Annotated in this window: 27 protein-coding genes; 13 read left to right on the top strand and 14 right to left on the bottom strand. The window is 58.2% G+C overall.

What is annotated here, in order from left to right; all coding sequences use genetic code 11:
* Window positions 1-29: 29 nt before the first annotated feature.
* From MHN28_RS07205 to gloB, 3 genes are all read right to left on the bottom strand, one after another.
* Window positions 30-917: a YHYH protein gene (locus tag MHN28_RS07205; RefSeq protein WP_239337490.1), complete on the bottom strand. Its 888-nt coding sequence runs from the start codon at window positions 915-917 to the stop codon at window positions 30-32.
* A gap of 164 nt (window positions 918-1,081) precedes the next feature.
* The gene (gene clpA / locus MHN28_RS07200) at window positions 1,082-3,406 is read right to left on the bottom strand and encodes an ATP-dependent Clp protease ATP-binding subunit ClpA (RefSeq protein ID WP_239337489.1); all 2,325 of its coding nucleotides are present in this window, start codon (window positions 3,404-3,406) and stop codon (window positions 1,082-1,084) included.
* A 171-nt stretch (window positions 3,407-3,577) separates the two neighbouring features.
* Window positions 3,578-4,345 (bottom strand): hydroxyacylglutathione hydrolase, encoded by a 768-nt coding sequence (gloB, locus tag MHN28_RS07195; RefSeq protein ID WP_239337487.1) that lies wholly within the window; start codon window positions 4,343-4,345, stop codon window positions 3,578-3,580.
* A gap of 61 nt (window positions 4,346-4,406) precedes the next feature.
* Between gloB and MHN28_RS07190 the strand changes: the two genes are divergently transcribed.
* The 8 genes from MHN28_RS07190 to MHN28_RS07155 all read left to right on the top strand — a co-directional run bounded on the left by MHN28_RS07190 (window position 4,407) and on the right by MHN28_RS07155 (window position 11,324).
* Window positions 4,407-5,141 carry a class I SAM-dependent methyltransferase gene (locus MHN28_RS07190; protein WP_239337485.1) on the top strand — a complete coding sequence of 245 codons (735 nt, stop codon included), beginning with the start codon at window positions 4,407-4,409 and terminating at the stop codon, window positions 5,139-5,141.
* A 309-nt stretch (window positions 5,142-5,450) separates the two neighbouring features.
* Window positions 5,451-6,011, top strand: coding sequence for a F0F1 ATP synthase subunit delta (locus MHN28_RS07185; RefSeq protein ID WP_239337483.1), 561 nt, complete (start codon window positions 5,451-5,453; stop codon window positions 6,009-6,011).
* On the top strand, window positions 6,012-7,550 hold the full coding sequence (gene atpA, locus MHN28_RS07180; RefSeq protein ID WP_239337482.1) for a F0F1 ATP synthase subunit alpha: 1,539 nt from the start codon (window positions 6,012-6,014) through the stop codon (window positions 7,548-7,550). It begins immediately after the preceding gene.
* 15 nt (window positions 7,551-7,565) lie between these two features.
* Window positions 7,566-8,441, top strand: a complete 876-nt coding sequence (locus MHN28_RS07175) for a F0F1 ATP synthase subunit gamma (RefSeq protein ID WP_239337481.1) — start codon at window positions 7,566-7,568, stop codon at window positions 8,439-8,441.
* Between the two features lie 18 nt (window positions 8,442-8,459).
* Complete coding sequence (gene atpD / locus MHN28_RS07170; RefSeq protein ID WP_239337480.1) at window positions 8,460-9,884, top strand: F0F1 ATP synthase subunit beta; 1,425 nt, start codon at window positions 8,460-8,462, stop codon at window positions 9,882-9,884.
* 12 nt (window positions 9,885-9,896) lie between these two features.
* The gene (locus tag MHN28_RS07165; RefSeq protein WP_239337479.1) at window positions 9,897-10,307 is read left to right on the top strand and encodes a F0F1 ATP synthase subunit epsilon; all 411 of its coding nucleotides are present in this window, start codon (window positions 9,897-9,899) and stop codon (window positions 10,305-10,307) included.
* Window positions 10,308-10,423: 116 nt separating this feature from the next.
* On the top strand, window positions 10,424-10,774 hold the full coding sequence (locus MHN28_RS07160) for an H-type lectin domain-containing protein (protein ID WP_239337477.1): 351 nt from the start codon (window positions 10,424-10,426) through the stop codon (window positions 10,772-10,774).
* A gap of 148 nt (window positions 10,775-10,922) precedes the next feature.
* A complete protein-coding gene (locus MHN28_RS07155) occupies window positions 10,923-11,324 on the top strand; it encodes a hypothetical protein (protein WP_239337475.1) in 402 nt (133 codons plus the stop codon).
* An 87-nt stretch (window positions 11,325-11,411) separates the two neighbouring features.
* Here MHN28_RS07155 and rpiB read toward each other — a convergent pair whose 3' ends face one another.
* Both rpiB and MHN28_RS07145 read right to left on the bottom strand, forming a co-directional pair.
* A complete protein-coding gene (rpiB, locus tag MHN28_RS07150; protein WP_239337474.1) occupies window positions 11,412-11,861 on the bottom strand; it encodes a ribose 5-phosphate isomerase B in 450 nt (149 codons plus the stop codon).
* 60 nt (window positions 11,862-11,921) lie between these two features.
* Window positions 11,922-12,941 carry a ribose-phosphate pyrophosphokinase gene (locus MHN28_RS07145; protein WP_239337473.1) on the bottom strand — a complete coding sequence of 340 codons (1,020 nt, stop codon included), beginning with the start codon at window positions 12,939-12,941 and terminating at the stop codon, window positions 11,922-11,924.
* Window positions 12,942-13,048: 107 nt separating this feature from the next.
* Here MHN28_RS07145 and MHN28_RS07140 point away from each other — a divergent pair, with 107 nt between their 5' ends.
* Both MHN28_RS07140 and MHN28_RS07135 read left to right on the top strand, forming a co-directional pair.
* Window positions 13,049-13,642, top strand: coding sequence for a 2-hydroxychromene-2-carboxylate isomerase (locus tag MHN28_RS07140; RefSeq protein ID WP_239337471.1), 594 nt, complete (start codon window positions 13,049-13,051; stop codon window positions 13,640-13,642).
* Window positions 13,643-13,646: 4 nt separating this feature from the next.
* Entirely contained in the window at window positions 13,647-14,468 is an 822-nt protein-coding gene (locus MHN28_RS07135; RefSeq protein ID WP_239337469.1) for an alpha/beta fold hydrolase, read from the top strand.
* Window positions 14,469-14,515: 47 nt separating this feature from the next.
* Here the strand turns inward: MHN28_RS07135 and MHN28_RS07130 are convergent, their stop codons facing one another.
* The 9 genes from MHN28_RS07130 to MHN28_RS07090 all read right to left on the bottom strand — a co-directional run bounded on the left by MHN28_RS07130 (window position 14,516) and on the right by MHN28_RS07090 (window position 22,659).
* Window positions 14,516-15,550: a low specificity L-threonine aldolase gene (locus tag MHN28_RS07130; protein ID WP_239337467.1), complete on the bottom strand. Its 1,035-nt coding sequence runs from the start codon at window positions 15,548-15,550 to the stop codon at window positions 14,516-14,518.
* Entirely contained in the window at window positions 15,550-16,023 is a 474-nt protein-coding gene (locus tag MHN28_RS07125; RefSeq protein WP_239337465.1) for a YcgN family cysteine cluster protein, read from the bottom strand. The genes MHN28_RS07130 and MHN28_RS07125 overlap by 1 nt, the downstream gene beginning before the upstream one ends.
* The gene (locus MHN28_RS07120) at window positions 16,020-16,952 is read right to left on the bottom strand and encodes a bifunctional riboflavin kinase/FAD synthetase (RefSeq protein WP_239337463.1); all 933 of its coding nucleotides are present in this window, start codon (window positions 16,950-16,952) and stop codon (window positions 16,020-16,022) included. The genes MHN28_RS07125 and MHN28_RS07120 overlap by 4 nt, the downstream gene beginning before the upstream one ends.
* Window positions 16,953-17,018: 66 nt before the next feature.
* Window positions 17,019-17,777 carry a Stf0 family sulfotransferase gene (locus MHN28_RS07115; protein ID WP_239337461.1) on the bottom strand — a complete coding sequence of 253 codons (759 nt, stop codon included), beginning with the start codon at window positions 17,775-17,777 and terminating at the stop codon, window positions 17,019-17,021.
* 140 nt (window positions 17,778-17,917) lie between these two features.
* Window positions 17,918-18,361, bottom strand: coding sequence for a MaoC family dehydratase (locus MHN28_RS07110; RefSeq protein ID WP_058275996.1), 444 nt, complete (start codon window positions 18,359-18,361; stop codon window positions 17,918-17,920).
* Window positions 18,362-18,461: 100 nt separating this feature from the next.
* The gene (locus MHN28_RS07105; RefSeq protein WP_239337458.1) at window positions 18,462-19,337 is read right to left on the bottom strand and encodes an HAD family hydrolase; all 876 of its coding nucleotides are present in this window, start codon (window positions 19,335-19,337) and stop codon (window positions 18,462-18,464) included.
* A 102-nt stretch (window positions 19,338-19,439) separates the two neighbouring features.
* The gene (locus tag MHN28_RS07100) at window positions 19,440-20,516 is read right to left on the bottom strand and encodes a DUF389 domain-containing protein (RefSeq protein WP_239337455.1); all 1,077 of its coding nucleotides are present in this window, start codon (window positions 20,514-20,516) and stop codon (window positions 19,440-19,442) included.
* 133 nt (window positions 20,517-20,649) lie between these two features.
* On the bottom strand, window positions 20,650-21,570 hold the full coding sequence (locus MHN28_RS07095; RefSeq protein ID WP_239337453.1) for a manganese-dependent inorganic pyrophosphatase: 921 nt from the start codon (window positions 21,568-21,570) through the stop codon (window positions 20,650-20,652).
* A gap of 108 nt (window positions 21,571-21,678) precedes the next feature.
* Window positions 21,679-22,659, bottom strand: coding sequence for a TraB/GumN family protein (locus tag MHN28_RS07090; protein ID WP_239337451.1), 981 nt, complete (start codon window positions 22,657-22,659; stop codon window positions 21,679-21,681).
* A 115-nt stretch (window positions 22,660-22,774) separates the two neighbouring features.
* Between MHN28_RS07090 and MHN28_RS07085 the strand changes: the two genes are divergently transcribed.
* The 3 genes from MHN28_RS07085 (at window position 22,775) to groL (ending at window position 25,587) form a co-directional block, all read left to right on the top strand.
* Entirely contained in the window at window positions 22,775-23,449 is a 675-nt protein-coding gene (locus MHN28_RS07085) for a DUF2161 domain-containing phosphodiesterase (protein ID WP_239337450.1), read from the top strand.
* 152 nt (window positions 23,450-23,601) lie between these two features.
* The gene (gene groES, locus MHN28_RS07080) at window positions 23,602-23,889 is read left to right on the top strand and encodes a co-chaperone GroES (RefSeq protein WP_039523824.1); all 288 of its coding nucleotides are present in this window, start codon (window positions 23,602-23,604) and stop codon (window positions 23,887-23,889) included.
* 54 nt (window positions 23,890-23,943) lie between these two features.
* Complete coding sequence (gene groL, locus MHN28_RS07075) at window positions 23,944-25,587, top strand: chaperonin GroEL (RefSeq protein WP_239337449.1); 1,644 nt, start codon at window positions 23,944-23,946, stop codon at window positions 25,585-25,587.
* The last annotated feature ends 140 nt before the right edge of the window (window positions 25,588-25,727 follow it).

Genomic DNA, 25,727 nt, shown 5'->3' with positions numbered 1-25,727 from the left:
GGGTACTCGTTAACCACATTGGGTTTTGGTCAGCGCCGCCCGAACCGAAAGCTGTCGTCTGGCGTACCGGCAAAGCAGCGTGGCACGACGGGATATGCCTCGGTCAGGAAGTAGGCGTATGTGCCCGAGGGGTATTCTGGCGATACGGTGAAGGCCCCATTGCACGCTTCCAGATTTCCGGCGCCAGCGACATACACGTAGTCTTCATTGAACGTGCCGTCGTGCTTTCCGTCTGGTGAGCCGCCGCCGGGGCGATTGCCGCTTTTCAAACGATATGACGACGTCATTTGCGTCACGGTTCCATTCACGACACCCGTCATTGCGTAAATCGGGAAACCATCTGCTGCATAGCCGATCAGCGGCGAATGACGGTTTGGCGCATAGTCCAACAGTTCGATCAAACTTGTGGGAATACCGTGATAATGATATTTCCCGTTGGGTTGTACATGGGCATAGTTTTCGTCCAGCCCCAATGCGACAGCGCCACCCAGCGCATTGTACGACCAGCCCGAGCGGGGGTTCCCCTGCCAAAACTCGGCGGCCAGTGGGTCGAACGCAACCCCGTTCAGGGACACGCCAAAGTTCCACCCCAGATTGAGCGGAGTGACAGACCCATTTGATTTTGGGTTGGAAGGAATCTTCAGATTGACCTTTTGTTCGGAAATCTGGTGGGGATTCCCCCGGTTTGGGAACTTACCTACCAGGTGATCCGGAATGCCATTGGCTGAGACGCGTAGATTGGTTCGGGATTCCTTTAGCTCAGAGCGGCTGATCCCCGGGTCGACTGTTGCCGCTTGCAAGGTCAGCGGCCTGGTTTCCGTTTCATCGTGATAACGAAACCTTTGCTGCGCTGTCGCTATGGCGGCAACGGTGGAAAGGGCGAATGCAATGCTCCATACGGTGATGATTTTGATCATGAAATTCCCCATTGCGGTCCGACTATGAAATTAAAACGCGCAATGCTTGGGATTCCGTCGAAAAAACCATCACTGGACGGAAAACTGCGTTAGTTGGCGCACAAATGGAAATCGCCCGGTTGAAGGGTCAACCGGGCGATCAGTTTAAGAACTCAGAACGAAGATTAGTCCGCTGTTAAAAGCGGGGGCTTGTCGCCCGGAATGCGCGGCTGATCGGGGCCGAGGATTTCCAGGTTCAAATCGCCCTTCTTGACGGACACCCGTACCACGCCACCCTTGGCCAGTTTCCCGAACAGCAGTTCCTCGGCCAGAGGTTTCTTGATGTGCTCCTGAATGACACGGCCCAGCGGACGTGCGCCCATCTTGTCGTCATAGCCCTTGTCAGCCAGCCATTCAGCGGCCTTTGGCGTCAGGTCGATGGTCACATTGCGATCCAACAATTGTGCCTCGAGCTGCAGGACGAACTTCTCAACGACCTGCAGGATGACCTCTTTCGGCAGCGGCGCGAACGAGATCACAGCATCCAGACGGTTGCGGAATTCCGGCGTGAACATGCGTTCGATCGCGGCGGTATCCTCACCTTCACGGCGGTCACGGCCAAAGCCGATGGCAGCCTTGGCCTGTTCCTGCGCACCCGCGTTCGAGGTCATGATCAGAACCACGTTGCGGAAGTTCACCGTGCGACCGTTGTGATCGGTCAGCTCACCGTGGTCCATCACCTGCAAGAGGATGTTGAACACGTCCGGATGCGCTTTCTCGATCTCATCCAGCAGCAGCACACAATGCGGATGCTGGTCGACGCCATCAGTCAGCAGGCCACCCTGATCGAAGCCGACATATCCCGGAGGCGCACCGATCAAACGGGAAACGGCGTGCTTCTCCATGTATTCGGACATGTCAAACCGCAGCAGTTCCACACCCAGCGTATCCGCCAGCTGTTTCGCGACCTCGGTCTTACCAACACCGGTAGGACCTGCGAACAGGTAGTTGCCGATGGGCTTCTCGGGTTCGCGCAGACCGGCACGCGCCAGCTTGATTGCGCTGGACAGCGCTTCAATGGCCTCGTCCTGACCAAACACCACCCGTTTCAGCGAGGCTTCGAGATCCTTCAGAACCTCGGCGTCGTCCTTGGTGACGTTCTTGGGCGGAATGCGGGCGATCTTGGCGACAACCGCTTCGATTTCTTTCACACCGATTGTCTTGCGCCGTTTGCTTTCCGCGACCAGATGCTGTGCGGCTCCGGCCTCATCAATCACGTCGATGGCCTTGTCGGGCAGCTTGCGGTCGTTGATATACCGCGCCGACAGTTCGACGGCAGTTTTGATTGCATCCGCAGTGTATTTGATCTCGTGGTGCTTTTCGAAATAGGGCTTCAGACCACGCAAGATTTTCACGCTGTCTTCGACCGAAGGTTCGTTCACGTCGATCTTCTGGAACCGGCGGCTGAGCGCGCGGTCCTTCTCAAAATGCTGACGGAATTCCTTGTATGTGGTTGAACCCATAGTGCGCAGCTTGCCGCCCTGCAGGGCAGGTTTCAGCAGGTTTGACGCATCCATCGCGCCACCCGAAGTGGCACCGGCACCGATGACGGTGTGGATCTCGTCGATGAACAACACCGCGTCGGGGTGGTCTTCCAATTCGGTCACGACTGCCTTCAGACGTTCCTCGAAGTCACCGCGGTAGCGGGTGCCCGCAAGCAGAGCCCCCATATCCAGAGAATAGATAGTAGTGTTGGACAGCACTTCTGGGGCTTCGCCGCCCACAATCTTATGTGCCAGTCCCTCGGCAATGGCGGTTTTGCCTACGCCCGGATCACCCACCAGCAGCGGGTTGTTCTTGCGGCGACGGCAAAGAACCTGAATGCAGCGCTCAACCTCGTCGGCGCGACCGATCAGCGGATCGACATCGCCTGCGCGGGACTTGGCGTTCAGATCAATGCAGTACTTACCCAGCGCGCTTTCTTTCTGCTCGCCTTCACCTGCGTTGGACTGAACTTCTTCTTCGACCTGGTCCGCGCCTGAAACCGAGCGGTTCTCGCCATAGGCTGGGTCCTTGGCCACACCATGCGCAATGAAGTTCACCGCGTCGTACCGGGTCATGTCCTGCTCCTGCAGGAAATAGGCCGCGTTACTTTCGCGTTCGGCGAAGATGGCGACCAGCACATTGGCCCCGGTCACTTCGGTGCGGCCAGAGCTTTGGACGTGAATCGCCGCGCGTTGAATGACGCGCTGGAAAGCAGCCGTTGGAACGGCTTCGGAACCGTCGATATCCGTCACCAGATTTGACAGATCTTCGTCGATGAATTCGACCAGTGTGCTGCGCAGTTCATCCAGATCAACGCTGCAGGCTTTCATGACGCGAATAGCGTCGGGTTCTTCCAGCAGCGCCAGCAGCAGATGCTCAAGCGTAGCAAATTCGTGGCGCCGTTCATTCGCAGCCGCCAGGGCCGCGTGAATGGCTTGTTCTAATGTGCTCGAGAATGAAGGCACGCGGGTGCTCCTCTGTCTTGGGTCGAAAGGGGCAGCCTTTGGCCGGCACCCCATCCAACCATGTCCTCATACTATTAGAGTTTGGTTGATCGTGGCGCGGCTTCAAGGGTTTTCTTTCACTTGACAGTCACATTTCACGTGACCGTGGCCGTGAAGAAGGCGATTTAGGCATTAGAAGCGGTCTTTTCTAGCCCGAATTTCCGCAAAAACTTCTGCCGGGTCGGTATTCTGCATCCCCAAATGTGCCTGAATCGCCGGATCGTCGGCGCGCAAGAACGGGTTTGTTGCTTTTTCCAACGCCAGAATCGACGGTACGGTGGGCTCTCCCGCGGCGCGTGCTCGGTCAATATCCGCCATGCGCTGCTTCAATGCCTTGTTGTCGGGATCGACGGTAATGGCAAATTTCGCATTGGATTGTGTATATTCGTGACCCGAGCATACCATAGTTTCATCCGGCAACACAGCCAGTTTGCTGAGTGAGGCCCACATCTGCGGCGCCGTGCCCTCGAACAGGCGGCCACAACCCAACGCCATGAGGCTGTCGGCAGTAAAGACGACCGCGCTCGCGGGCAAATAGTATGCGACATGTCCGACGGTATGGCCGGACACGTCCATCACGTGCACAGGCTCGCTCCCGATCTCGAACGTATCACCTTCGCTGACCTGTTGATCCAGCGGGGGCAGGCGGTGCGCGTCCGCTGCGGCCCCGATCACCTTGGCAGGTTGCTTTTCCAGAATACCGGCCAGCCCGTCTACGTGGTCCCAATGGTGATGCGTCAGCAGGACATGAGACAGGGCCCATCCGCGCTTGTCCAGTTCGGCCAGAATGGGCCCGACCTCGGGCGCGTCGATCAGTGCGGTGTTGCCGCTAACGGCGTCATGCGCCAGAAAGGCGTAGTTGTCGCTGAGACAAGGAATGGTAACGATCTCAAGAGGCATGGCCTTTTGCCCTTTCGTTGCTAGACTGCCTCCAGCTAAGCCGATTGACCGGGTGTCCGCAATGCATCTTGATGTGCAGGATCTGAGGAATTTCTACTATCGCAGCACACTGGGCCGTGCGGCGCAGGCGGCGATCCGTGGGCGATTGGTCCAACAGTGGCCTGAAGCCAAGGGTCAAACCGTTGTTGGGTTCGGATTCGCAGTGCCCTTGCTGCGCCCCTACTTGGCCGATGCGCGGCGCGTGATAGGCCTGATGCCAGGCCCGCAGGGGGTTATGCCGTGGCCTGCAGGAATGCCAAATGTTTCCGTTCTGACCGAGGAAACACTGTGGCCGATCGAAACCGGTCATGTCGACAAGCTAATTGTCATGCACGGGCTTGAGACGTCGCAAAGGCCCAGTCAGTTGCTGGATGAATGCTGGCGTGTGTTGGGGCCCGGTGGCCGGGCGTTCTTTATTGTGCCGAACCGGGCAGGGCTGTGGTCGCGAACGGACAAGACCCCGTTCGGATTCGGTCGGCCCTATTCGGCTTCGCAATTGGAAAGCCAGCTCAAGGCACATCATTTCATTCCGGAACGTCATTGTTCGGCGTTGTACTTGCCGCCGTCCTTCCGTCGTTTCTGGCTGAAGTCGGGCAGTCTGATCGAAAAGACCGGGCAGCGGTTGCCGACTATCATGGCGGGCGGTGTGCTGATGGTCGAGGTCACCAAACATATCCGCCCCCCCAGCGGCAATGTCGCGAAAGACACGGAGCGCCGGCCGATCAAGGCGCTGGATGGTCTGCTGAAACCGGCCTGAGGCGTCAGGCTATTTTCCCGCATCAAATCGCGAAAATTGAGGGAAAAAGGCCACAGGAATCGCAAAAACCTACACTTTCGTAACATTTTTCGCCCTTCTCAGCCGGATAAAAGGGTCGCACCCATCGTAAGTGGCTGAAATAAAACATTTTGTGGATAAAGTGCTTGCCGTGATAATATATTGCTAGCTGAGTTCGGCTCTGCTAGACCCCCGGTGATTTTGATCCCCGGCCGCATGGGCGGGGTTTCCTCACGCCCCGGGTAGCGGCCGCTACGCAAAATCGGGGCCTCAAATATCGGAAGGGTGGACGTGTCCGAACCAGCTTCGATTTCCACTGGCATTGCCGAGCGCTATGCCACAGCGATCTTTGAGATCGCAAAAGAGAATAACGACCTCACAGGTCTGGAATCCGGCATCAATGATCTGGCAGCAGCTTTGGGCGAAAGCGCCGACTTGCGTGACCTGATCGCCTCGCCGCTGGTTTCACGCTCCGAACAGGAAGCAGCGATTACCGCGATTGCCGACAAGATGGGTCTGCATACCATCCTGCGCAACACGCTGGGTCTGATGGCCGAAAAACGCCGCCTGTTCGTCATCCCGCAGTTGGTGCAGGTTCTGCGCGACATGCTGGCGGATGAGCGCGGCGAAGTGACCGCGGATGTCGCCTCGGCCAAGGCGCTGACCAAGACGCAAATGGAAAAACTGTCCAAGACGCTGTCCGAGCGTGTGGGCAAGACCGTGACAATCAATGCGACCGTTGATGAAAGCCTCATCGGCGGTCTTGTCGTTAAAGTGGGCTCGAAAATGATCGATAGCTCGATCCGTTCGAAGCTGAACTCCCTACAGAATGCAATGAAAGAGGTCGGATAAATGGGAATCCAAGCTGCAGAGATTTCTGCAATCCTGAAGGACCAGATCAAGAATTTTGGTCAGGAAGCCGAAGTGGCCGAGATCGGCCGCGTGCTGAGCGTCGGTGACGGGATTGCCCGTGTATACGGCCTGGACAACGTGCAAGCCGGTGAAATGGTCGAATTCCCCGGCGGCATCATGGGCATGGCGCTGAACCTGGAAAGCGACAACGTTGGTGTCGTTATCTTCGGTTCCGACCGTGACATCAAAGAAGGTGACACTGTTAAGCGCACCAACTCGATCGTGGACGTTCCGATCGGTGACGAGCTGCTGGGCCGCGTTGTTGACGGTCTGGGCAACCCGCTGGACGGCAAAGGTCCGATCAACGCAACCAAGCGTGGCGTTGCAGACGTTAAGGCACCGGGCATCATCCCGCGTAAATCGGTTCACGAGCCGATGGCAACCGGCCTGAAATCGGTTGACGCGATGATCCCGATCGGCCGTGGCCAGCGTGAGCTGATCATTGGTGACCGTCAGACCGGTAAAACCGCCGTTGCTCTGGACGCGATCCTGAACCAGAAAACCTACAACGAAGCTGCCGGCGACGACGAGTCGAAGAAGCTGTACTGCGTGTACGTTGCGATCGGTCAAAAGCGTTCGACTGTTGCTCAGCTGGTGAAGAAACTGGAAGAGTCCGGCGCGATTGACTACTCGATCGTTGTGGCCGCAACCGCGTCCGACCCGGCGCCGATGCAGTTCCTGGCGCCCTACGCCGCGACCGCGATGGCCGAGTACTTCCGTGACAACGGCCGCCACGCGCTGATCATCTATGATGACCTGTCGAAACAGGCCGTTTCGTATCGTCAGATGTCGCTGCTGCTGCGTCGTCCGCCCGGACGTGAAGCCTATCCCGGCGACGTTTTCTACCTCCACTCCCGTCTGCTGGAACGTTCGGCGAAGCTGAACGAAGACTTCGGCGCGGGCTCGCTGACCGCTCTGCCGGTCATCGAAACTCAGGGTGGCGACGTTTCGGCGTTTATTCCGACCAACGTGATTTCGATCACCGACGGCCAGATCTTCCTGGAAACCGAACTGTTCTACCAAGGCATCCGCCCTGCTGTGAACACCGGTCTGTCGGTTTCGCGTGTGGGCTCCTCGGCTCAGACCAACTCGATGAAGTCGGTTGCCGGTCCGGTTAAACTGGAACTGGCTCAGTACCGCGAAATGGCTGCGTTTGCGCAGTTTGGTTCCGACCTCGACGCCGCAACTCAGCAGCTGCTGAACCGTGGTGCACGTCTGACCGAGCTGATGAAACAGCCGCAGTACTCGCCGCTGACCAACGCTGAAATCGTTTGCGTCATCTTCGCGGGTACCAACGGTTACCTCGACAAGATCGACGTGTCCGACGTTGGCCGGTACGAGGCTGGCCTGCTGGCGCACCTGCGTGGCAAACACGCGGATCTGCTTCAGTGGATCACGGACGAAGATCCCAAGGTCAAGGGTGACGCTTCCGACAAGATCAAGGCTGCGCTGGACGAATACGCCGCAACCTTCGCTTAAGGGAGAGGCGGGCATATGCCAAATCTTAAGGACCTTAAAAACAGGATCGAGTCGGTCAAATCGACCCGCAAGATCACCAAGGCCATGCAGATGGTCGCGGCTGCAAAATTGCGCCGCGCCCAGGAATCTGCCGAAGCCTCGCGTCCCTATGCCGAGCGGTTCAATGCCGTGATGGCGGGGTTGGCGGCTTCGGTCGGGGGCAGCGACAGCGCCCCCAAGCTGCTCCGTGGTACGGGCAGTGATGATGTCCATCTGCTGGTTGTCATGACAGCCGAACGCGGTCTCTGCGGCGGCTTCAACTCGAACATCGCCAAGCTGGCCCGTCAGAAGGCGGAAGAGCTGCGCCTGAAGGGCAAGACGGTCAAAGTTTTGACCGTTGGCAAGAAGGGCCGCGACGCGCTGAAGCGTGATCTTGGCGATCTGTTCGTTGGACATGTCGACCTGAGCGAGTTCAAGCGCATTGGCTACACCAACGCGCAGGACATCGCGAAGGACATCCTGTCTCGCTTCGACGGGGGTGAGTTCGATGTTGCAACGATCTTCTACTCGAAGTTCGTCAACGTTGTGACTCAGATCCCGACGGCACAGCAGGTTATCCCCGCCTCATTTGAGGAAACCGAGGGTGACGACAGCGGTGCGGTCTTCGATTACGAGCCCAGCGAAGAGGCCATTCTGGCCGACCTGCTGCCCAAGGGGGTTGCGACCGCGATCTTCTCGGCTCTGCTCGAAAACGGAGCGTCTGAACAGGGTGCACGGATGTCCGCGATGGACAACGCGACACGCAACGCGGGTGAGATGATCGACAAGCTGACGATCCAGTTCAACCGTTCGCGTCAGGCCGTGATCACCAACGAGCTGATTGAAATTATTTCCGGCGCCGAAGCGCTGTAAGAAAACCGGAGACGAAACATGGCGAATGCAAAAGGCAAAGTCACACAGATCATCGGGGCCGTCGTCGACGTGCACTTCGAAGATCAGCTGCCTGAAATTCTGAACGCGCTGGAAACCACCAACAACGGCAAGCGTCTGGTGTTGGAAGTTGCTCAGCACCTGGGTGAAAACACTGTCCGTACCATCGCGATGGACGCGACCGAAGGTCTGGTCCGTGGCGAAGAAGTGTCCGACACCGGTGCTCCGATCTCGGTTCCGGTTGGTAATGCCACTCTGGGCCGCATCCTGAACGTGGTTGGTGAGCCGATCGACGAAAAAGGCCCGGTTGAGGCGACCGAAGCCCGCGCGATCCACCAGCCCGCACCGACCTTTGATGAACAGTCGACCGAGTCGGAAGTTCTGGTCACCGGCATCAAGGTTGTTGACCTGCTGGCCCCCTACGCCAAAGGCGGTAAGATCGGTCTGTTCGGCGGTGCCGGCGTTGGTAAAACCGTTCTGATCATGGAACTGATCAACAACATCGCAAAAGTGCACTCGGGCTTCTCGGTGTTCGCGGGTGTTGGTGAACGGACCCGTGAAGGGAACGACCTGTACCACGAGATGATCGAATCGAACGTTATTAAGCCGGACAACCTGTCGGAATCGCAGGTGGCCCTGGTTTACGGTCAGATGAACGAACCTCCGGGAGCCCGTGCACGTGTTGCTCTGACCGGTCTGACTCTAGCCGAGCAGTTCCGCGACCAGTCCGGCACCGACGTTCTGTTCTTCGTCGACAACATCTTCCGCTTCACGCAGGCGGGCTCCGAGGTTTCGGCTCTGCTGGGTCGTATTCCTTCGGCGGTGGGCTACCAGCCGACGCTGGCCACCGACATGGGCGCCCTGCAGGAACGCATCACCTCGACCAAGTCGGGCTCGATCACCTCGGTTCAGGCGATCTACGTGCCTGCGGACGACCTTACCGACCCTGCGCCGGCAACCTCGTTTGCTCACTTGGATGCGACTACCGTTCTTAACCGTGCGATCTCGGAAAAGGGTATCTACCCGGCGGTTGACCCGCTGGACTCGACCTCGCGTCTGCTCGACCCGGCCATCGTTGGTGAAGAGCACTACAAGGTTGCGACCGACGTTCAGCAGATCCTCCAGCGCTACAAATCGCTGCAGGACATCATCGCCATCCTCGGCATGGACGAACTGTCGGAAGAGGACAAACTGACCGTGGCTCGTGCCCGTAAGATCGAACGCTTCCTGTCGCAGCCGTTCGACGTGGCCGAAGTCTTCACCGGTTCGCCGGGTGTTCAGGTTGCTCTGGATGTCACCATCTCTTCGTTCAAGGCTGTTGTGGCCGGCGAATACGATCACCTGCCCGAAGCAGCCTTCCTGATGGTTGGTGGCATCGACGATGTGGTCGCCAAAGCGGAGAAGATGGCCGCAGAAGCTGCCTAAGGAGTATCCCTGATGGCAAACACGATGCAATTCGACCTCGTCAGCCCCGAGCGGAGCCTAGCTTCGCTCAGCGTGACGGCGGTCCAGATTCCCGGCGCGGACGGGGACATGACGGCGATGCCTGACCATGCCCCCACCATCACCACGCTGCGCCCCGGTCTGCTGAAGGTTGAGGCACCCGAAGGAGCCAGCGAATACCTGGTCACCGGAGGGTTTGCCCAGATCAACGGCGATGGCCTGTCGGTTCTGGCCGAAAAGGCCATTCCGGTTGCCGAAGTGACCCGGTCGCATCTGGACGACCTGATCGCCGAGGCGCGCGCTTCGCACGACGCGGCAAAGGAAGGCGATGATCAGACGATCGTCGACGATGCCGCCAAGCTGCTGGCCGACATGGAAGCCCTTGGAACGCATATGAGCCTTTAAGGCTCGTCGCATTTAGACAGTTAGAATCGGCCCCGTATACTCGGGGCCGTTTTTTTATCGTGATATTACCACGGCGCTGAGTTAAGGTGCGGAAATACATAGATAAAGACAAATGAATGAAGACGTTTCGAACCCATCCTATTGGTATCGACCAAGGCGAGGCCGTACTGTTTTCCGAATTCGCCGATGGCGGCGAAATGTGGACGGGTGAAGGCCCGCGCGAGCGACGGTCGGCCATAACATTCAACCAACCGTTCCGTTCTATACCTGCGGTTCAGATCGGTGTGTCCCTGTGGGATGTGGATACGTCTTCTGCTTTGCGGGCTGAAGTTATGGCAGAGAACATCACCCCCGAAGGCTTCAGCGCCGTTTTCCGCACCTGGTCCGACACCCGCATCGCGCGCATCCGCGTGACCTGGACCGCCATCGGAGAGGTGGCGCATGAGGATGACTGGAATATCTCTTAAGGGCAGAGGCGCCATTGCGTTGGATTGGCTCCTTCTTCAGTGACTTGAGATTTCGCCAATTTGTGTTGTTCGTCTCGGGCCAACATGAAAATGCCCTTTTCATCACGGATCATCGCCGGAATGAATTGAAAGCAATTAGGTTTAAGGCATGTCCGACAAGAGCATTGAGATTATCTACAGCATAGCCGACATTCCGGACATCACTGACCGTAGCGCGTTCAGCGCCCAGGCTTTGGATTTCCGCAACGCCGCGATGGAGCATATCGAGAGCGCATTGACCGTTGCCAATCTGGGAGAATGGGAAGGCGCTGAGATTGGGGCGGATGAGGTCAGTTTCGGTTTCAGTGTTTACGATTTTGAGCAGGCTGAAGCGGCTGTAAGACAGGCCGTATCTGGCACGCGCTATGCTGGTATTTGCGAGATCGTGCGGTGTGAACTGTCCGAGAATGACTTTGGTGGCATCGCAGTGGATGCAAAGCCTTTGGGGTTCTTTGGCATGCTCAGCCTCCTGATTTTTCGGCGTTTGCCAAAGCGGTTCAGGGATAACTGACTGTTAAAAAAACGGGTGGTTGAAACTAAAAAGCCAGACCCCGTTTCAGGTCTGGCAAAAATTGTCCGGGTACGGAGGCAAGCGACCTCAGTCGTCGTTGCTTTCGATCATGTCCACGCGGGTTGCATGGCGGCCGCCTTCGAACTCGGCCTCCAAAAACGCATCGACGATGTCCAGGGCCTGACCTTCGCCTACCACACGCGCACCGATGGACAGCATGTTGGCGTCGTTATGCGCGCGGATCATGCGGGCCGAGAAGGCATCAGAGCATACGCCGCAGCGGATGCCCGGAACCTTGTTGGCTGCCATCATGATCCCTTGACCGGTGCCGCAAAGGACGATTCCAAGTTGGCAATCGCCCGAAGCAACAGCGAGCGCTGCGGCTTTTCCGTGAACTGGATAATGCGTGCTTTCAGGTGTTTTGGGTCCGATGTCCACGACCTCCCAGCCTTGTGCTGCGACGTGGTCGGCGACCGCCCGGCGCAACTCGATGGCCGCGTGGTCGCTGGAAAGAACAATACGTTTTGAGGCTGTCACGGGAATGTCCTGCCTTCTTGTGTTGACGAAAAAGGGCGGCTGTTACGCCGCCCAACTCGGTCAGTCCATGTGATACATCGACTCGTAGATCGGAGTCAGGGTTTTGTCCTCGAACAGCGAGGATACACTCGTTCCGTTCCAGATGTTGAGAATCGCCTGAGTGAAAATCGGCGCGGTCGGAACAATGCGGATGTTCTTCGCTTTGGCGACTTCTGCGGTTGGTTGGATCGTGTCGGTCAGCACCAGGGACTTCATCACCGAATTGGTCACACGCTCGACCGCCGGGCCGCTCATGACGCCGTGCGTAATGTAGGAGTGCACTTCCTTAGCGCCGTTATCCAAAAGGACCTGAGCTGCTTTGCACAGCGTGCCGGCGGTGTCGCACATGTCGTCCACGATCAGGCAGATCTTGTCTTTCACGTCACCGATCACGGTCATCTCGGCCACTTCGCCTGCCTTTTCGCGGCGTTTGTCCACGATCGACAGCGGGGCGTTGATGCGCTTGGCCAGTTCGCGAGCACGGGCCACACCGCCTACGTCGGGTGATACGACCATGAGCTCGTCCAGATTGTTCTGGAATTGGTGCTTCACATCCAGCGCAAAGATTGGTGACGCGTAGAGGTTGTCGACTGGCATGTCGAAAAAACCCTGAATCTGCGCGGCGTGCAGGTCCATGGTCAGGATCCGCTCGATCCCTGCTCCGGTCAACATGTTAGCCACCAGCTTGGCGCTGATCGGCGTACGGGCCTTGGTGCGGCGGTCCTGACGGGCGTAACCAAAATAGGGGATCACGGCGGTGATCCGCTGGGCCGACGAGCGGCGCAAAGCGTCGGCGATGATCAGCAGCTCCATCAGGTTGTCGTTTGCCGGGTTCGACGTTGGCTGGACGATGAACATGTCCTCGCCGCGTACGTTTTCGAACACTTCGACGAAGATCTCGCCGTCGTTGAAGCGCTCGACCCGTGCATCGACCAGATTCTGATCGACACCGCGATACAGGCTCATGCGTCGCGAGATGGATTCGGCAAGAGGAAGGTTAGCGTTCCCAGCGATTAGCTTGGGTTCGTTGAGTGTCGGCATCGGCTGAGGTCCCCGGGCAGCAATGGCAATGTGACAGATTCGTGATGTTGACACCGCTTAGCATGGCCTTACCGTCTCGCAAAGATAACGCAGCGGAGAAAGTGCACATGGCCAACATTGACTACTATTTTGCGACACTCTCGCCATACACCTACCTGGCAGGCTCGCGCCTAGAAGAGATTGCGGCCAAACATGGTGCAACGATCAGCTACAAACCGCTGGATATCGTCGCGCTGTTCGGACGCACGGGTGGAACCCCGCCGAAGGACCGGCACATCTCGCGCATTGAGTACCGGGCGCAGGAGCTTTTGCGCCAGTCGAAGAATTTGGGAATGGCGTTCAATCTGCAGCCAGCGCATTGGCCAACCAACGCGGCACCATCTTCGTACGCGATTATTGCGGCGATCAAGGACGGTTCGGGCGATGTCGGCAAACTGGCCCATTCCTTCGTGCGGGCCTGCTGGGCCGAGGAAAAGGACATCGCGCAGGATGATGTGATCCGTGAGTGCCTGACACAAGCCGGGTTTGATCCGGGACTTGCCGATAGTGGTTTGCTTGTCGGTGCTGAGACCTACGCCGCCAATCTGGAAGAGGCCGTGGACCGCGGCGTTTTTGGCGCGCCGTTCTATATCACAGAAGACGATCAGCGGTTTTGGGGACAGGATCGGCTGGATGATTTGGACCGGCATCTCACGGAGTGAAAGGGTGAGAGACGACCCCCCGTCAAGCGATGTGTTTGTCAGAACGCTGGGGCAGGGCGCGCGCGAGGTGCTCGCTCTGCACTGCACCATCGCGCATTCAGGGGCGTGGTCCGGGTTGGCGTCCGCACTGGACGGGCAAGCGACATTGATCGCCCCCGATATGCCATCCCATGGCCGAAGTCCTGATTGGGACGAGCAGTGTGATTTTTTTGACCTTGTAACAGAAGCGTCGGCGGCGCAATTGACCAAGCCGATGGACATTATCGGGCACTCTTTTGGCGCTGTGGTCGCCTTGCATTTGGCGGCCCGGTTGCCGGACCTGGTTCGCAGCGCCGTGCTGATCGAGCCAGTGTTTTTTGCGGTTGCCGCCCAGGATGCGCCGGAACTGACAGGGCGTTATGATGAGGAAATAAAGCCCGTTACCAACGCGTTTGCCGCTGGAGATATGGCGCTGGCGGCTCGGTTGTTCAACCGGATGTGGGGCGCAGATGCCGGCCCGCGCTGGCCTGATCTGCCGGAGAAAACACGAGCGGCCATGACCCGCGGCGTTCACGTTGTTCCGGCCGTAGATGACGTCTTGTTTCGCGATCAAAAGGGGATGTTGAACGCTGGTGTTCTGGATCGGGTTACCATGCCGATCCTCATTGTTAGTGGGTCAGAGACGCACCCGGTTGTGCCTGCAATTGGCGAGGGTCTTTGCCGACGACTTCCCAACGCCCGAGCCGAAGTTGTTTCGGGGGGTGGGCACATGGTGCCGATCACGCACCCCCAGCACGTGGCAGGCGTTGTCCAACAGTTCTGGTGCGATTTGCCTCAGTCGTCTTGATGTGAGTGTCCTGAAAGTTTCAAGGGGAGGCAATCCCCCAGCGTTGCTCACAACAAAGCAAGGAATTTATCGATATCGTCCGAGCTGATGGACCAGTCGCAGACTAGGCGGCAGGCTAGAATCTCATTGTCATCTGCGCCGTCCAATTCCGCACCCCACAGGTGATAGACCGCGCCCGCCTCGTGCAGTTGCTTATGCCGCGCTCGGGAAAACTGCGCAAAGATCATGTTGGCTTGCGGTTCGTGCAGGAAGGTCGCCCCTTTGGCGCGTAGCCCATCGGCCAGATGAGCGCAGTTTGCGTTGGCCATTCTTGCCAACTGCAGCCACAGGTCGTCATTCAGATACGCAGCCATCTGTGCGGAAAGATAGCGATGCTTGGAAAAAAGATGCGCACCGCGCTTGCGACGCAGTTCGAATTCCCAGGCTTTGGATTCGTCAAAGAAAACGACGGCTTCGACACCCATCAATCCGTTCTTGGTGCCGCCAAAACTGACCGCGTCGACGCCCGCCTTCCATGTCATCTCGGCCGGAGAACAGTTCAGCGCCACCAAAGCGTTGGTGAAACGCGCGCCATCCAGATGCACTGGCAGGCCGTATTCCTTTGCCACACCGCACAGCGCCTGCAATTCAGTCAGAGAATAGACCGACCCGCGCTCCGTCACCTGTGTTATCGAGACCGGCCCGCGCTGAGGTCCATGAACTCCGCGGGTCTCCTCGGCCAGAATCGAGCGGCGCAGCGCCTCGGGAGTCATCTTGTCAATGCCCGGAACCAGCGTCAGTTTGGCACCGCTATAGAATTCGGGCGCGTTGCATTCATCCTCGTGGATATGGGCCACGGGCGAGCAGAACACCGTTTCCCACGGCCGGGCCAGCGTTGCCAATGCCAGTGAATTCGCCGCCGTACCGGTGGCGACCAAATATACGGCTGCTCCGGGTGCTTCGAAAATCCCGCGAATGCGATCCCGGACTTCGTTCATCAGAGTGTCCGCGCCATAGGCCATCTGATAGCCCTGATTGGCTTCGTTCAAAGCGGCCATAACCTGCGGATGAACCGGCCCGGAATTGTCAGAAGCGAAATACATCAGCTGGGCTCCTCAATGATATAGTCTTCCCACTCTTCCATGGGGGTTTCGAACTCAGACACCGTGCGCCCCTGAACCGAGACACCTGCGGCGTGCACGCTATCCGGCGTACCAGATATCAAGGGGTGCCAATCGTAAAGAGGTTTCCCCTCCCACAACAACCGATAGGCGCAGGTCTGCGGCAACCAGTAGGCGTGATCGTCGATGTTGTCCGGTTTCATCACGATACACTCCGGCACGAATTGGTGGCGGATATCGTATTGCGTGCAGCGGCAGCTTTCATCATCCAGCAGGCGGCACGCGACGCAGGTCAGGGCGACCTCGCCAGTATCCTCATCTTCAAGCTTGTTCAGACAGCATTTGCCGCAGCCATCGCACAGCGCTTCCCATTCGCGCTGGTTCATCTTCGTCAGCGGTTTGCGTTCCCAGAACCGGGGCGACAGCCCGCCGCGATCGATCGGGTCGGTACTCATAGTGCGGCCAGCAGGGAGCGGGCTTTGTCGCAATCGGCGTTCATCTGGGCGATCAGCCCGTCCAGCCCGTCAAACGTCATTTCGGGGCGCAGATACTCGACCAGTCCGACAGAGAGCGTCGACCCGTACAAATCGCCCGAGAAATCAAACAGGAAGGTTTCGATGTTGGGCACTTCGCCGTTGAACATCGGTCGCGTCCCGACCGAGGACGCGCCATGATAGCTGCCCTGATGGGGGCCATCCAGCACATCGACGAGCACGGCATAGACGCCAAATCTCGGCGGGTGAAGCCCTTCGATGGACATGTTGGCGGTGGGGAAACCAAGTTCGCGCCCGCGTTGCTCGCCGCCGATCACCTCACCTTCGACGCGGTGCCAGTGGCCCAGCATTGCGGCGGCGTCGCGAGGGCGGCCATCGGTCAGTGCCTTGCGGATCGCGGTCGAAGATACGACGTCGTCGGACCGTTCCATCAGCGGCGCAATGGTCACGCCAAAACCCATCTCTTGCCCAAACCGGGCCATGTCTTCGGCGGTGCCACTGCGCCCTTTACCGAAACAGAAATCCGCACCGACCACCACATGTGACAGGCCAAGGCCTTCGCAGATGACGTTTCGGGCAAATTCCTCGGGTGTCAGCCCTGCAAGGGCCGCATTGAATGGCAATTCGTACAGCTTTTGCACTCCCAGCTTCTCTAACCGGTGCGCGCGGGCATTGCCGCGCATCAGACGAAACGGCGGAGAGTCAGGCGCAAAGTATTCGCGTGGGTGCGGTTCGAACGTCAGTACGCCCAATGGTGCATCGGGGGCCACGCTGTTTGCCAGTTCAATGACTGACTGGTGGCCGACATGCACGCCATCAAAGTTCCCGATGGCCACACTGGCACCGCGGTCTTCTGGCTCGACAAACTGGAAATCCCGGATGATCTGCATGGAGCTTGCCTAGCGGGACTGAAGGCTGTGTTCAAGCACCTGATTGGCACTATGGCTTCAAGGGGCCTAAGCGCGGCTTTCAGACAGAAAACGCCGGACCCATTCCCGGTTTGTGGCATCTGCCAACCGGGATGTGGGCGGTTCGATGTCGAAGGGCACGTTTGGATCAAGACCCAGTTGCGCCAGAATGTCAGCCACCACCTGCGCGGGCGAGGCGGCCAGATGATCGTAGTCCACCTGCAACGGATCAATGTCTTGAGTTAAGAACCAGTCTCGCCAACGATGATCCATACCCTCGAACTCTTTCTTGCGGTGGGCGATTTCGACACTATCGAATTCCGGACGGGCAGGCGGGGCCGTTCGTTCCATCTCGGTGCCGTCCGCGTTTCGATGCCAGAGGCCGGTCTGCGCCGCTTTCACAAACGAGACCGCTTGCTCCAGCTTGTCCTTGCGGGACAGGTGGATGAACAGCGTCCTGCCGAATTCCGAACTGATCCGCGCAGTGTCACTGTTTGCGGCTGGGTGTAGTAAGCGTAGCTGCGCCAGGAAGAAGTCCAGAGTTTGCCCCTGCAGGCGCAGCCCGAATATACCTGTTCCTGCAGTCCCCTGTGTGCGTGCCGCCTTGAAAACTGCGCGTAATGCCTGCGCGCGGTCTTCGAAATCAGCAGCGTTAAGCCCAAAGTAATTCAGCCACTCAGGCACAGACGGTGCATGGAAGTATGAGGATGGCCTGCCTGCCAAGTTGGTTTGAGACAACAGCTTGCACAGCAGAGTGCTTCCGCTGCGCGGGCTGGTGCAGATGACGTAGGAATCGTAAAGGAGCATGGCGGTTTGACACTTTTCTGTCAGGCAACGCTGCTGGTGCGCCGAAAATTACTAATGCGTTTAAAGGGCTTGCTTAACAATCTCGCAACAAAAAAAGGCGCCGTGACCGGCGCCCTGTGATCCTGTCGAAGCGATGTAGTTCAGTCGAACTTGCGCGATGGAGCCAGTACCATCGCTTCGCCCACCAGCACCTTTTTGCCATCGACCGCGCAATGGCAATCCAGTTTTACACGGCGCTTGGCAAAGTCGATATCGATGACCTTGACCTCGGCATAGACCATGTCGCCGGGGCGTACCGGGGCCAGAAACTTGAGAGACTGGCCCATGTAAACCGTACCGTGGCCCGGCAGTTGCTCACCGATGACAGCCGAGATCAGACCCGCCGTCAGCATCCCGTGGGCAATACGCCCTTCAAAGATCGTATCGCGGGCATAGTCGTCGTCCAGGTGTACCGGATTCCGGTCCGTCGATACCTGCGCGAACATCTCGATATCTTCGTCCGTCACCACTTTGCGCAGGTGGCGGGTCATGCCCATTTCGATGTCTTCAATACAGATCGTGCCGCGTGGAAGATTATCCAACATGTCGCCCTCACTTGAGTTCATCGGGCAACAAAACAACGCAAGCCGCCCCCGTTTGGCAACTTTATTACTTCGCAACTGCAGAAAATCAAGTCTTTTCTGACTATCTCAAGCGGCCGATCGTGTAGGTCGGGTTTATCTTTTCCCTTGCAATATAATCACTTAGGGATTCGTGGTGCGGATGGTGCTCAGTTTTTGTTTCTGCGGCGGCCAATCCGCCCGAGATAAACAGAGAATCAATACCCTCTCCCATTCCGCCCAAAATGTCGGTATGTGGCCCGTCGCCGATCACCAGAATGTCGCCATCGGGGATGTCGTGACCCAGTTCCTGCAGCCGGCGACGTGCCAGATCATAGATCGGTGGATGGGGTTTTCCGAAGTACAGGCTCTCGCCCCCCATTTCGGTAAACAGCTTCGCCAACGCACCTGCGCACCATTCGCGCACTTCACCCCGGTCCACGACAATGTCCGGGTTCGCACACAGCAACTTCATGCCTTTCTGCTTGGCATACAGGAAATCGGGGCGGTTGACGGCAGGGTCAGCCATCGGATCGAACGGCCCGCAGCACACGATACCTTCGGCCTCATCCAGCGGGACGCGTTCGATGTGGATCGGGTGGTGCAGTAGTTTCAGGGGCTCAAAGAAACCCGCGTCGCGCTCCCATTCGCCCATGAAATAGACTTTGTGCCCAACCGCTCCGCGGAACATCGCAGATCGCGCCGAGTCCCCGCTGGTGGCGATAGTGTCGTAGGCGTCGGCGGGGACGTTGAACTGCCCAAGCTGATCGGCCACGCCTGCCCGCGGTTTAGGAGAGTTCGTGACCAGCACGACGATCCCACCTTGCGCCCGGTATTGCTGTAGTGCTGCGACAGCTTCGGGATATGCAGTGATACCGTTGTGAACGCACCCCCACAGGTCAACGAACAACGCTTTGTAGCGGTCTGAAATCTCGGAAAGCGTGTGGATGATCTGGGTCATGGGGGCCTCGGGATCTGAAGTCGGAGTTGTGACAGCTATGGCAAAGCTTTCATCCGTTGACCATCCCGCAAAGCAAATTACAGGCTCAGTTAGAGCCGCCTGTTAGTTATCTTCCGAGATTTCCTCAACGTCGGGGGCCTGTTGGACGTTTTCGGTTCCCAAGATGACTTGCGCGCCGATTCTGTTCTGGAACCGAACCACGACCAGATACCCGGGGCCCAGTTCATCGCGGAGCGCATCGATCAACGGCGTTTCCCGCAGCGACTCGGGTAACAACCCCGCGATCGAGGAGACTTTGTACGCCGCTTCGATCGGTAGATCGACAATCAGCCAAACATCCGCGTGTTTGCGTTTGGCATTCACGTCGACGCGGATGATCTCGACCGAAACGGGATCTGCCCAATCGCGGATTGCCTGCGCCAGTTGCGCCTCGGTCCGGGTTTCTAGGTATCGATTGTAGGTGGACTTTCCCAATTGTAGAACAACGAAGGCAAGGAATGCCAGTGTCACGACCACGCTGGCGGTGAAGTTCAGTTTGCGCCGACCCTTGCTGAAAACCACGGCGCGCGCCGCGTACACGATGTAAACCGCGCAGGCGGACAGAATGATCGCGCCAAGGTTTGTTGCGAACAACAATCCGGCCTCATAGGCCTCGGCAGGTTCGCCGAAATACAGCAGGACACCCGAAGCAGACAGGGGCGGCACCAGCGAGACGCCGATGGCCGCACCGGGAAGCAGGCTGACCTCGGACCGGTTGATCTGAACGTAGGCAGCGGCCACTCCGGCAGCCAAAGCAACGATCAGATCCTCGGTGCCGGGATCAGTTCGGGCCAGAACCTGATCGGGGATCAGGATACCGCGTGGCACATCTGCGACGTAGACAAGAAACCATGCCAGAAAGACGCTGATCAGCGCCGCACCGCAGACAATCAAGGCCAGTTTGAACGCGCGGCCCAGCCATCCCATGACCATGGCGGCCGCAACGCCCAGGATTGGTGTCATCAGCGGCGCGACCAGCATCGCGGCGATCACCACCGCGCCTGAGTTTCGCAACATGCCCATTGTGGCGATCACAACGGAAAGGGTCAGCAACATTGCAAACCGCCGCCAATAGGCGGCCTTGTCCGTGCCTTCGAACCTCAGGATATCGCGCGTAGTGCTGAACTTGCGAGAACTCATAAACGTCGTCTGATCCTATTAGCTGTCTGGCCGTCGAATCCAGACTAGCAATGGTTGGCGGTCTCGCAAAACACTCGTCGCAAAGAAAAAAGGCGCCCGTGTTGGGCGCCTTTCGTTTGGGACGTTTGAAAAGTCAGACTTTGAGGTTCGGAATGATCTGCTTTTTGCGGCTCATGATGCCGGGCAGGACCACGGCGTCGCCGTTTACGCTTGCGCCAAAGCTCTTTTCGGCGACGCCTTTGACCAGATCGTTTGGCACCAGCAGGGTGGCTTCTTCGTTCAGGATGTCGACCACGAACAGCAGGACCTGATCGACGCCGTCTTCCTTGGCTACGTCGACCATCGAGTCCGCCAGGCTGGCCTTGCGGTCCAGCACAACGCCCGGCGCGGTGGTTTCCAGAACCGAGACGCGGAATTTGGTGCCGTCGACCTCGTACTCTTTGCTGTCCATGCGGATCAGTTCGGCGTCCGAGAACGAGGATACATCCGACTTGGCCGCGAACATGTCGGCGGCATAGGCCGAGATGTCCAGACCAAGATCAGCGGCCAGTTTCTCGGCCACGGCGCGGTCATGCGCGGTTGTGGTGGGCGAGCGGAACTCCAGCGTGTCTGACAGGATGCAGGTCAGTGCTGCGCCCTTGATGGCCTCGGGCATCTTGGCGGCGTCATCCCCGATCAGGTCCATCATGATGGTCGCCGTGCAGGCCAGAGGGCGCACGGTGATGTCGATCGGACCTTTGGTTTCCAGGCCGCCGACCAGCTTGTGGTGGTCGATGATGGCACGGATGTCAGCGCTGTTGATGCTGGCAGGCAGTTCGGCCGGGTTGTTGGTGTCCACGATGACAACCGGCGCATCGGCGTCGACGTCTTCGATGATGCGCGGTTTGGGCAGGTCCCAGCGCTGTAGCAGGAACGCCGCTTCGGTGTTGGGTTCACCCAGCAAAACGGGCTCGGCCTGTTCGCCTTTGATTTCGTTCAGGTACCAGGACCATAGGATCGGCGAACCTGTGGAGTCGGTGTCGGGGGATTTGTGGCCAAATACGAGCGTTGTCATGTCAGCGTCCTGAGGATGATCATTTCGCGCGCCTTATAGGGCGGTCCGCCGGGGTTGTCACCCAGCAGTAAATACGCTGCGACGGTTGGTCTGACTTTGGTTGGAAGATTAGAAAGAAGCGCGCGTCAAAGAATACCCCGCCTGCTGCAATTGGTTTAGCAACCCGTGGGTGTCCCCCAGATGCCCGGCCCCAACCGCGATGACGGCTGTCTGATCCTGAATGCCCAGAATGTGCTGCATCCAGTTGTTGTTGCGCTCGACCAGCAGTTGCTGCTCGAAGCTGTTCCATTCCTCGTCGAAAACGTCCGGAGACAGACCCGACTCTTCCAGCCCCTGCAGGCGGGCAAGCTGGATGATTTCGACGTGCTTTTCTTCCAGATAGGCGTTGACCATCGTGGCCAGCTGATCTTCGCTGCCGCCTAACGCACCGGCCATCCGCACAAGGGACTGGACCTGATCTTCGATGGGGTGGCTGTCGAACATGGCCATCAAATCGGCGACCTGTTCAAGCGAATATTGAGGGATACTAAGTTCGATTGCCAAATCGTTCAGGCGCGCGTCCATCCCATGGTTCGCATCGGGGTCCTGCATCATGCAAGGCGGGATGCCCAGCATCATACTCAGGAACCAGGGACGCATTTTGGCAGCCATCCATCCGGGGATCCCGCGCTCGGACAGTCCGCTGGACAGGGCGGCCCAGTCATCCTCGGACATCAGATCGATCAGAGTCGGGCCCGAAGTTATCATCACAGGGCTCATATCTTCAGCCAGATCCTTTTCGAACGCGTCCATCTCGTCCTGAGTGACCTCAAAGTAAAACGCATCAGCCTGTTTCAGTGTAGGCATCAGGCCTTCCACCACCGCATCCATGCGCGGATCATTGGTATGCAGCGTCCCGATCAAGTGCAAAACAGTGTCGCCCTTGGTGGCAATCCAGTGATTGCCTTCGGGAAACGGGATGCCCGTCACCGCCTTTTGCAGTTCAGTCCGTTCCTCGGCCGTTAGATCCGGCCTCAGGTCGCGCCCTTCGCACGCGGCCTGAACCGAAACGGGCAGCAAAAGACAAATCAGCAGTGCAATCAGGCGCATCAAGATCATCCCAGAACCATAAACGTTGTCAGAACATTGCCTTGGCCCAGCCTTGTGTTCAACCCGGACACACGTGATGTCTGGCGTTCGCGGCAAATTTGCCTAGCATGGCAGGATGAACCGCGAGCAGGACTTATACCCTCCGATCAAGGCGCTGCTAGAGCGTCAGGGATACACCGTAAAAGGTGAAGTCGGCGCAGCTGATATCGTTGCTGTTCGCGATGGCGGTGAACCGGTGATTGTTGAGCTAAAGCTGCGGTTCTCATTGGCGCTGTTCCATCAGGCCATCACGCGGCTCAAGGTGACCGACCAGGTCTATATCGGTGTGTGTAAGCCAAAAGGCCGAACCGCGCGGCGGGCGCTGAAGGATAACCTGGCGCTGTGCCGCAGGCTTGGTCTTGGGCTGATCACCGTGCGGGCTGATGGTACGGTCGAAGTGCAATGTGACCCCGGGCCCTATGCTCCGCGTAAGGCCAAGGCAAAGGCCGAGCGGCTGCTGCGCGAATTCGACCGGCTGCAGGGCGATCCCAATGCCGGAGGAGCCACCCGGCACGGGATTGTGACGGCCTATCGTCAGGACGCGTTGAAATGTGCAGCGCACCTAACTAAATGCGGAGCAACTAAAGGGGCAGAGGTTGCCGAGGCAACTGGTGTACCCGGGGCCACGCGTCTGATGCGGGACAATCACTATGGTTGGTTCGAGAAGGTTGAAAAGGGCGTTTACAATCTGACCGAAGCGGGGCGCGAAGGTCTGAAACACTGGGCCTATAGCTGGGAACAGGCTGACTGAGGCCTATCGCCAAAAAATTCCATCACAGCTTGTTGACTCGGGGAATTCGAGCCCCTAGCTATGCGTCGTTATCACTCTCTACCTTTGAGTGCTAACGCCTCGCCAGCCGGCGAGGGGAGGATAATAAACTTTGAGCCCAAGGAGCTGCAAAGATGGCATTGAAACCGCTTCATGACCGCGTGCTGGTTCGCCGTACCGAAAGCGAAGAGAAAACCGCAGGCGGCCTGATCATTCCCGACAGCGCTAAAGAAAAGCCCAGCGAAGGCGAAGTCGTCGCAACCGGCGAAGGCGCACGCAAGGACAGCGGCGAACTGATCGCAATGGCTGTTAAAGCTGGCGACAAGATCCTGTTCGGCAAATGGTCGGGCACCGAAGTTCAGGTCAACGGCGAAGAGCTGCTGATGATGAAAGAAAGCGACATCATGGGGATCATCGAGTAAGCCCGAGCGCTTCTCTGATCTTCATTCCAATACATTTTCTCAAGGAGAAACGACATGGCTGCAAAGGACGTCAAGTTCGACACCGATGCCCGTAACCGCATGCTGGCAGGTGTGAACATCCTGGCCGATGCTGTTAAAGTGACCCTGGGCCCCAAAGGCCGCAACGTGGTTCTGGACAAATCCTTCGGCGCACCGCGCATCACCAAAGACGGTGTTTCGGTTGCCAAGGAAATCGAACTGGAAGACAAGTTCGAAAACATGGGCGCGCAGATGGTGAAAGAAGTCGCCAGCCGCACCAATGACGAAGCCGGCGACGGCACCACCACCGCAACCGTTCTGGCTCAAGCCATCGTTCGCGAAGGTCTGAAGCAGGTTGCAGCTGGCCTGAACCCGATGGACCTGAAGCGCGGCATCGACCTGGCAACTGCCAAGGTTGTTGAAGGCATCAAAGACGCCTCGCGCGAAGTCAAAGACTCGGCGGAAGTTGCTCAGGTTGGCACCATCTCGGCCAACGGCGAAGCCGAAATCGGCCAGCAGATCGCAGACGCGATGCAGAAAGTTGGCAACGAAGGCGTTATCACCGTCGAAGAAAACAAAGGTCTGGAAACCGAGACCGACGTTGTCGAAGGTATGCAGTTCGACCGTGGCTACCTGTCGCCTTACTTCGTCACCAACGCAGACAAGATGATCGCAGAGCTCGACGACTGCATGATCCTGCTGCACGAAAAGAAACTGTCCTCGCTGCAGCCGATGGTTCCGCTGCTCGAGCAGGTGATCCAGTCGCAAAAGCCGCTGCTAATCATCGCGGAAGATGTTGAAGGCGAAGCGCTGGCGACCTTGGTTGTCAACAAACTGCGCGGCGGCCTGAAAATTGCTGCTGTCAAAGCACCGGGCTTCGGCGATCGCCGCAAAGCGATGCTGCAGGACATCGCAATCCTGACCGGCGGTCAGGTTATCAGCGAAGATCTGGGCATGAAGCTCGAGTCCGTCACCATGGACATGCTGGGCACCGCCAAGAAAATCGAAATCACCAAAGACGAAACCACCATCGTCGACGGTGCTGGCGAGAAAGCCGAGATCGAAGCACGTGTTGCTCAGATCCGCACTCAGATCGAAGAAACCTCGTCGGACTACGACCGTGAGAAGCTGCAAGAGCGCGTTGCCAAACTGGCGGGCGGTGTTGCTGTTATCCGCGTCGGCGGCATGACCGAAGTTGAAGTGAAAGAGCGTAAGGACCGTGTGGACGATGCTCTGAACGCAACGCGCGCTGCTGTACAAGAAGGCGTTGTTGTCGGCGGTGGTGTTGCTCTGGTTCAGGCCGGCAAAGCACTTGACGCTCTGGAGGGCGCAAACCCTGACCAGAACGCAGGCATCAACATCGTGCGCAAGGCCATCGAATCGCCGCTGCGCCAGATCGCCGAGAACGCAGGTGTTGACGGTGCGGTTGTTGCGGGCAAAGTCCGTGAATCCGCTGACGCAGCATTCGGCTTCAACGCGCAGACCGAAGAATATGGCGACATGTTCTCGTTCGGTGTGATCGACCCGGCCAAAGTTGTCCGTACCGCTCTGGAAGATGCGGCATCGGTTGCCGGCCTGCTGGTCACCACCGAAGCGATGGTTGCAGACCGCCCCGCCAAAGAAGGCGCGGCACCTGCAGGCGGCATGCCCGACATGGGCGGCATGGGCGGCATGATGTAAGAACGTCGAATTCGCTTTGGCGAATTCTGACGATCCCGACAGGCGCTTGGCTGTCAGGCCAAGCTGCCGAAAGGGAAAGCCCAAACATAATCAAGCGGGGTCGCCTTCGGGCGGCCCCGTTTTTTGTGTTTCATGTCTCG

Origin of the sequence: Ruegeria sp. Ofav3-42 (assembly GCF_022347725.1) — a bacterium.
Classification (GTDB): domain Bacteria; phylum Pseudomonadota; class Alphaproteobacteria; order Rhodobacterales; family Rhodobacteraceae; genus Ruegeria.
This window is presented reverse-complemented; position numbering and strand designations above follow the sequence as displayed.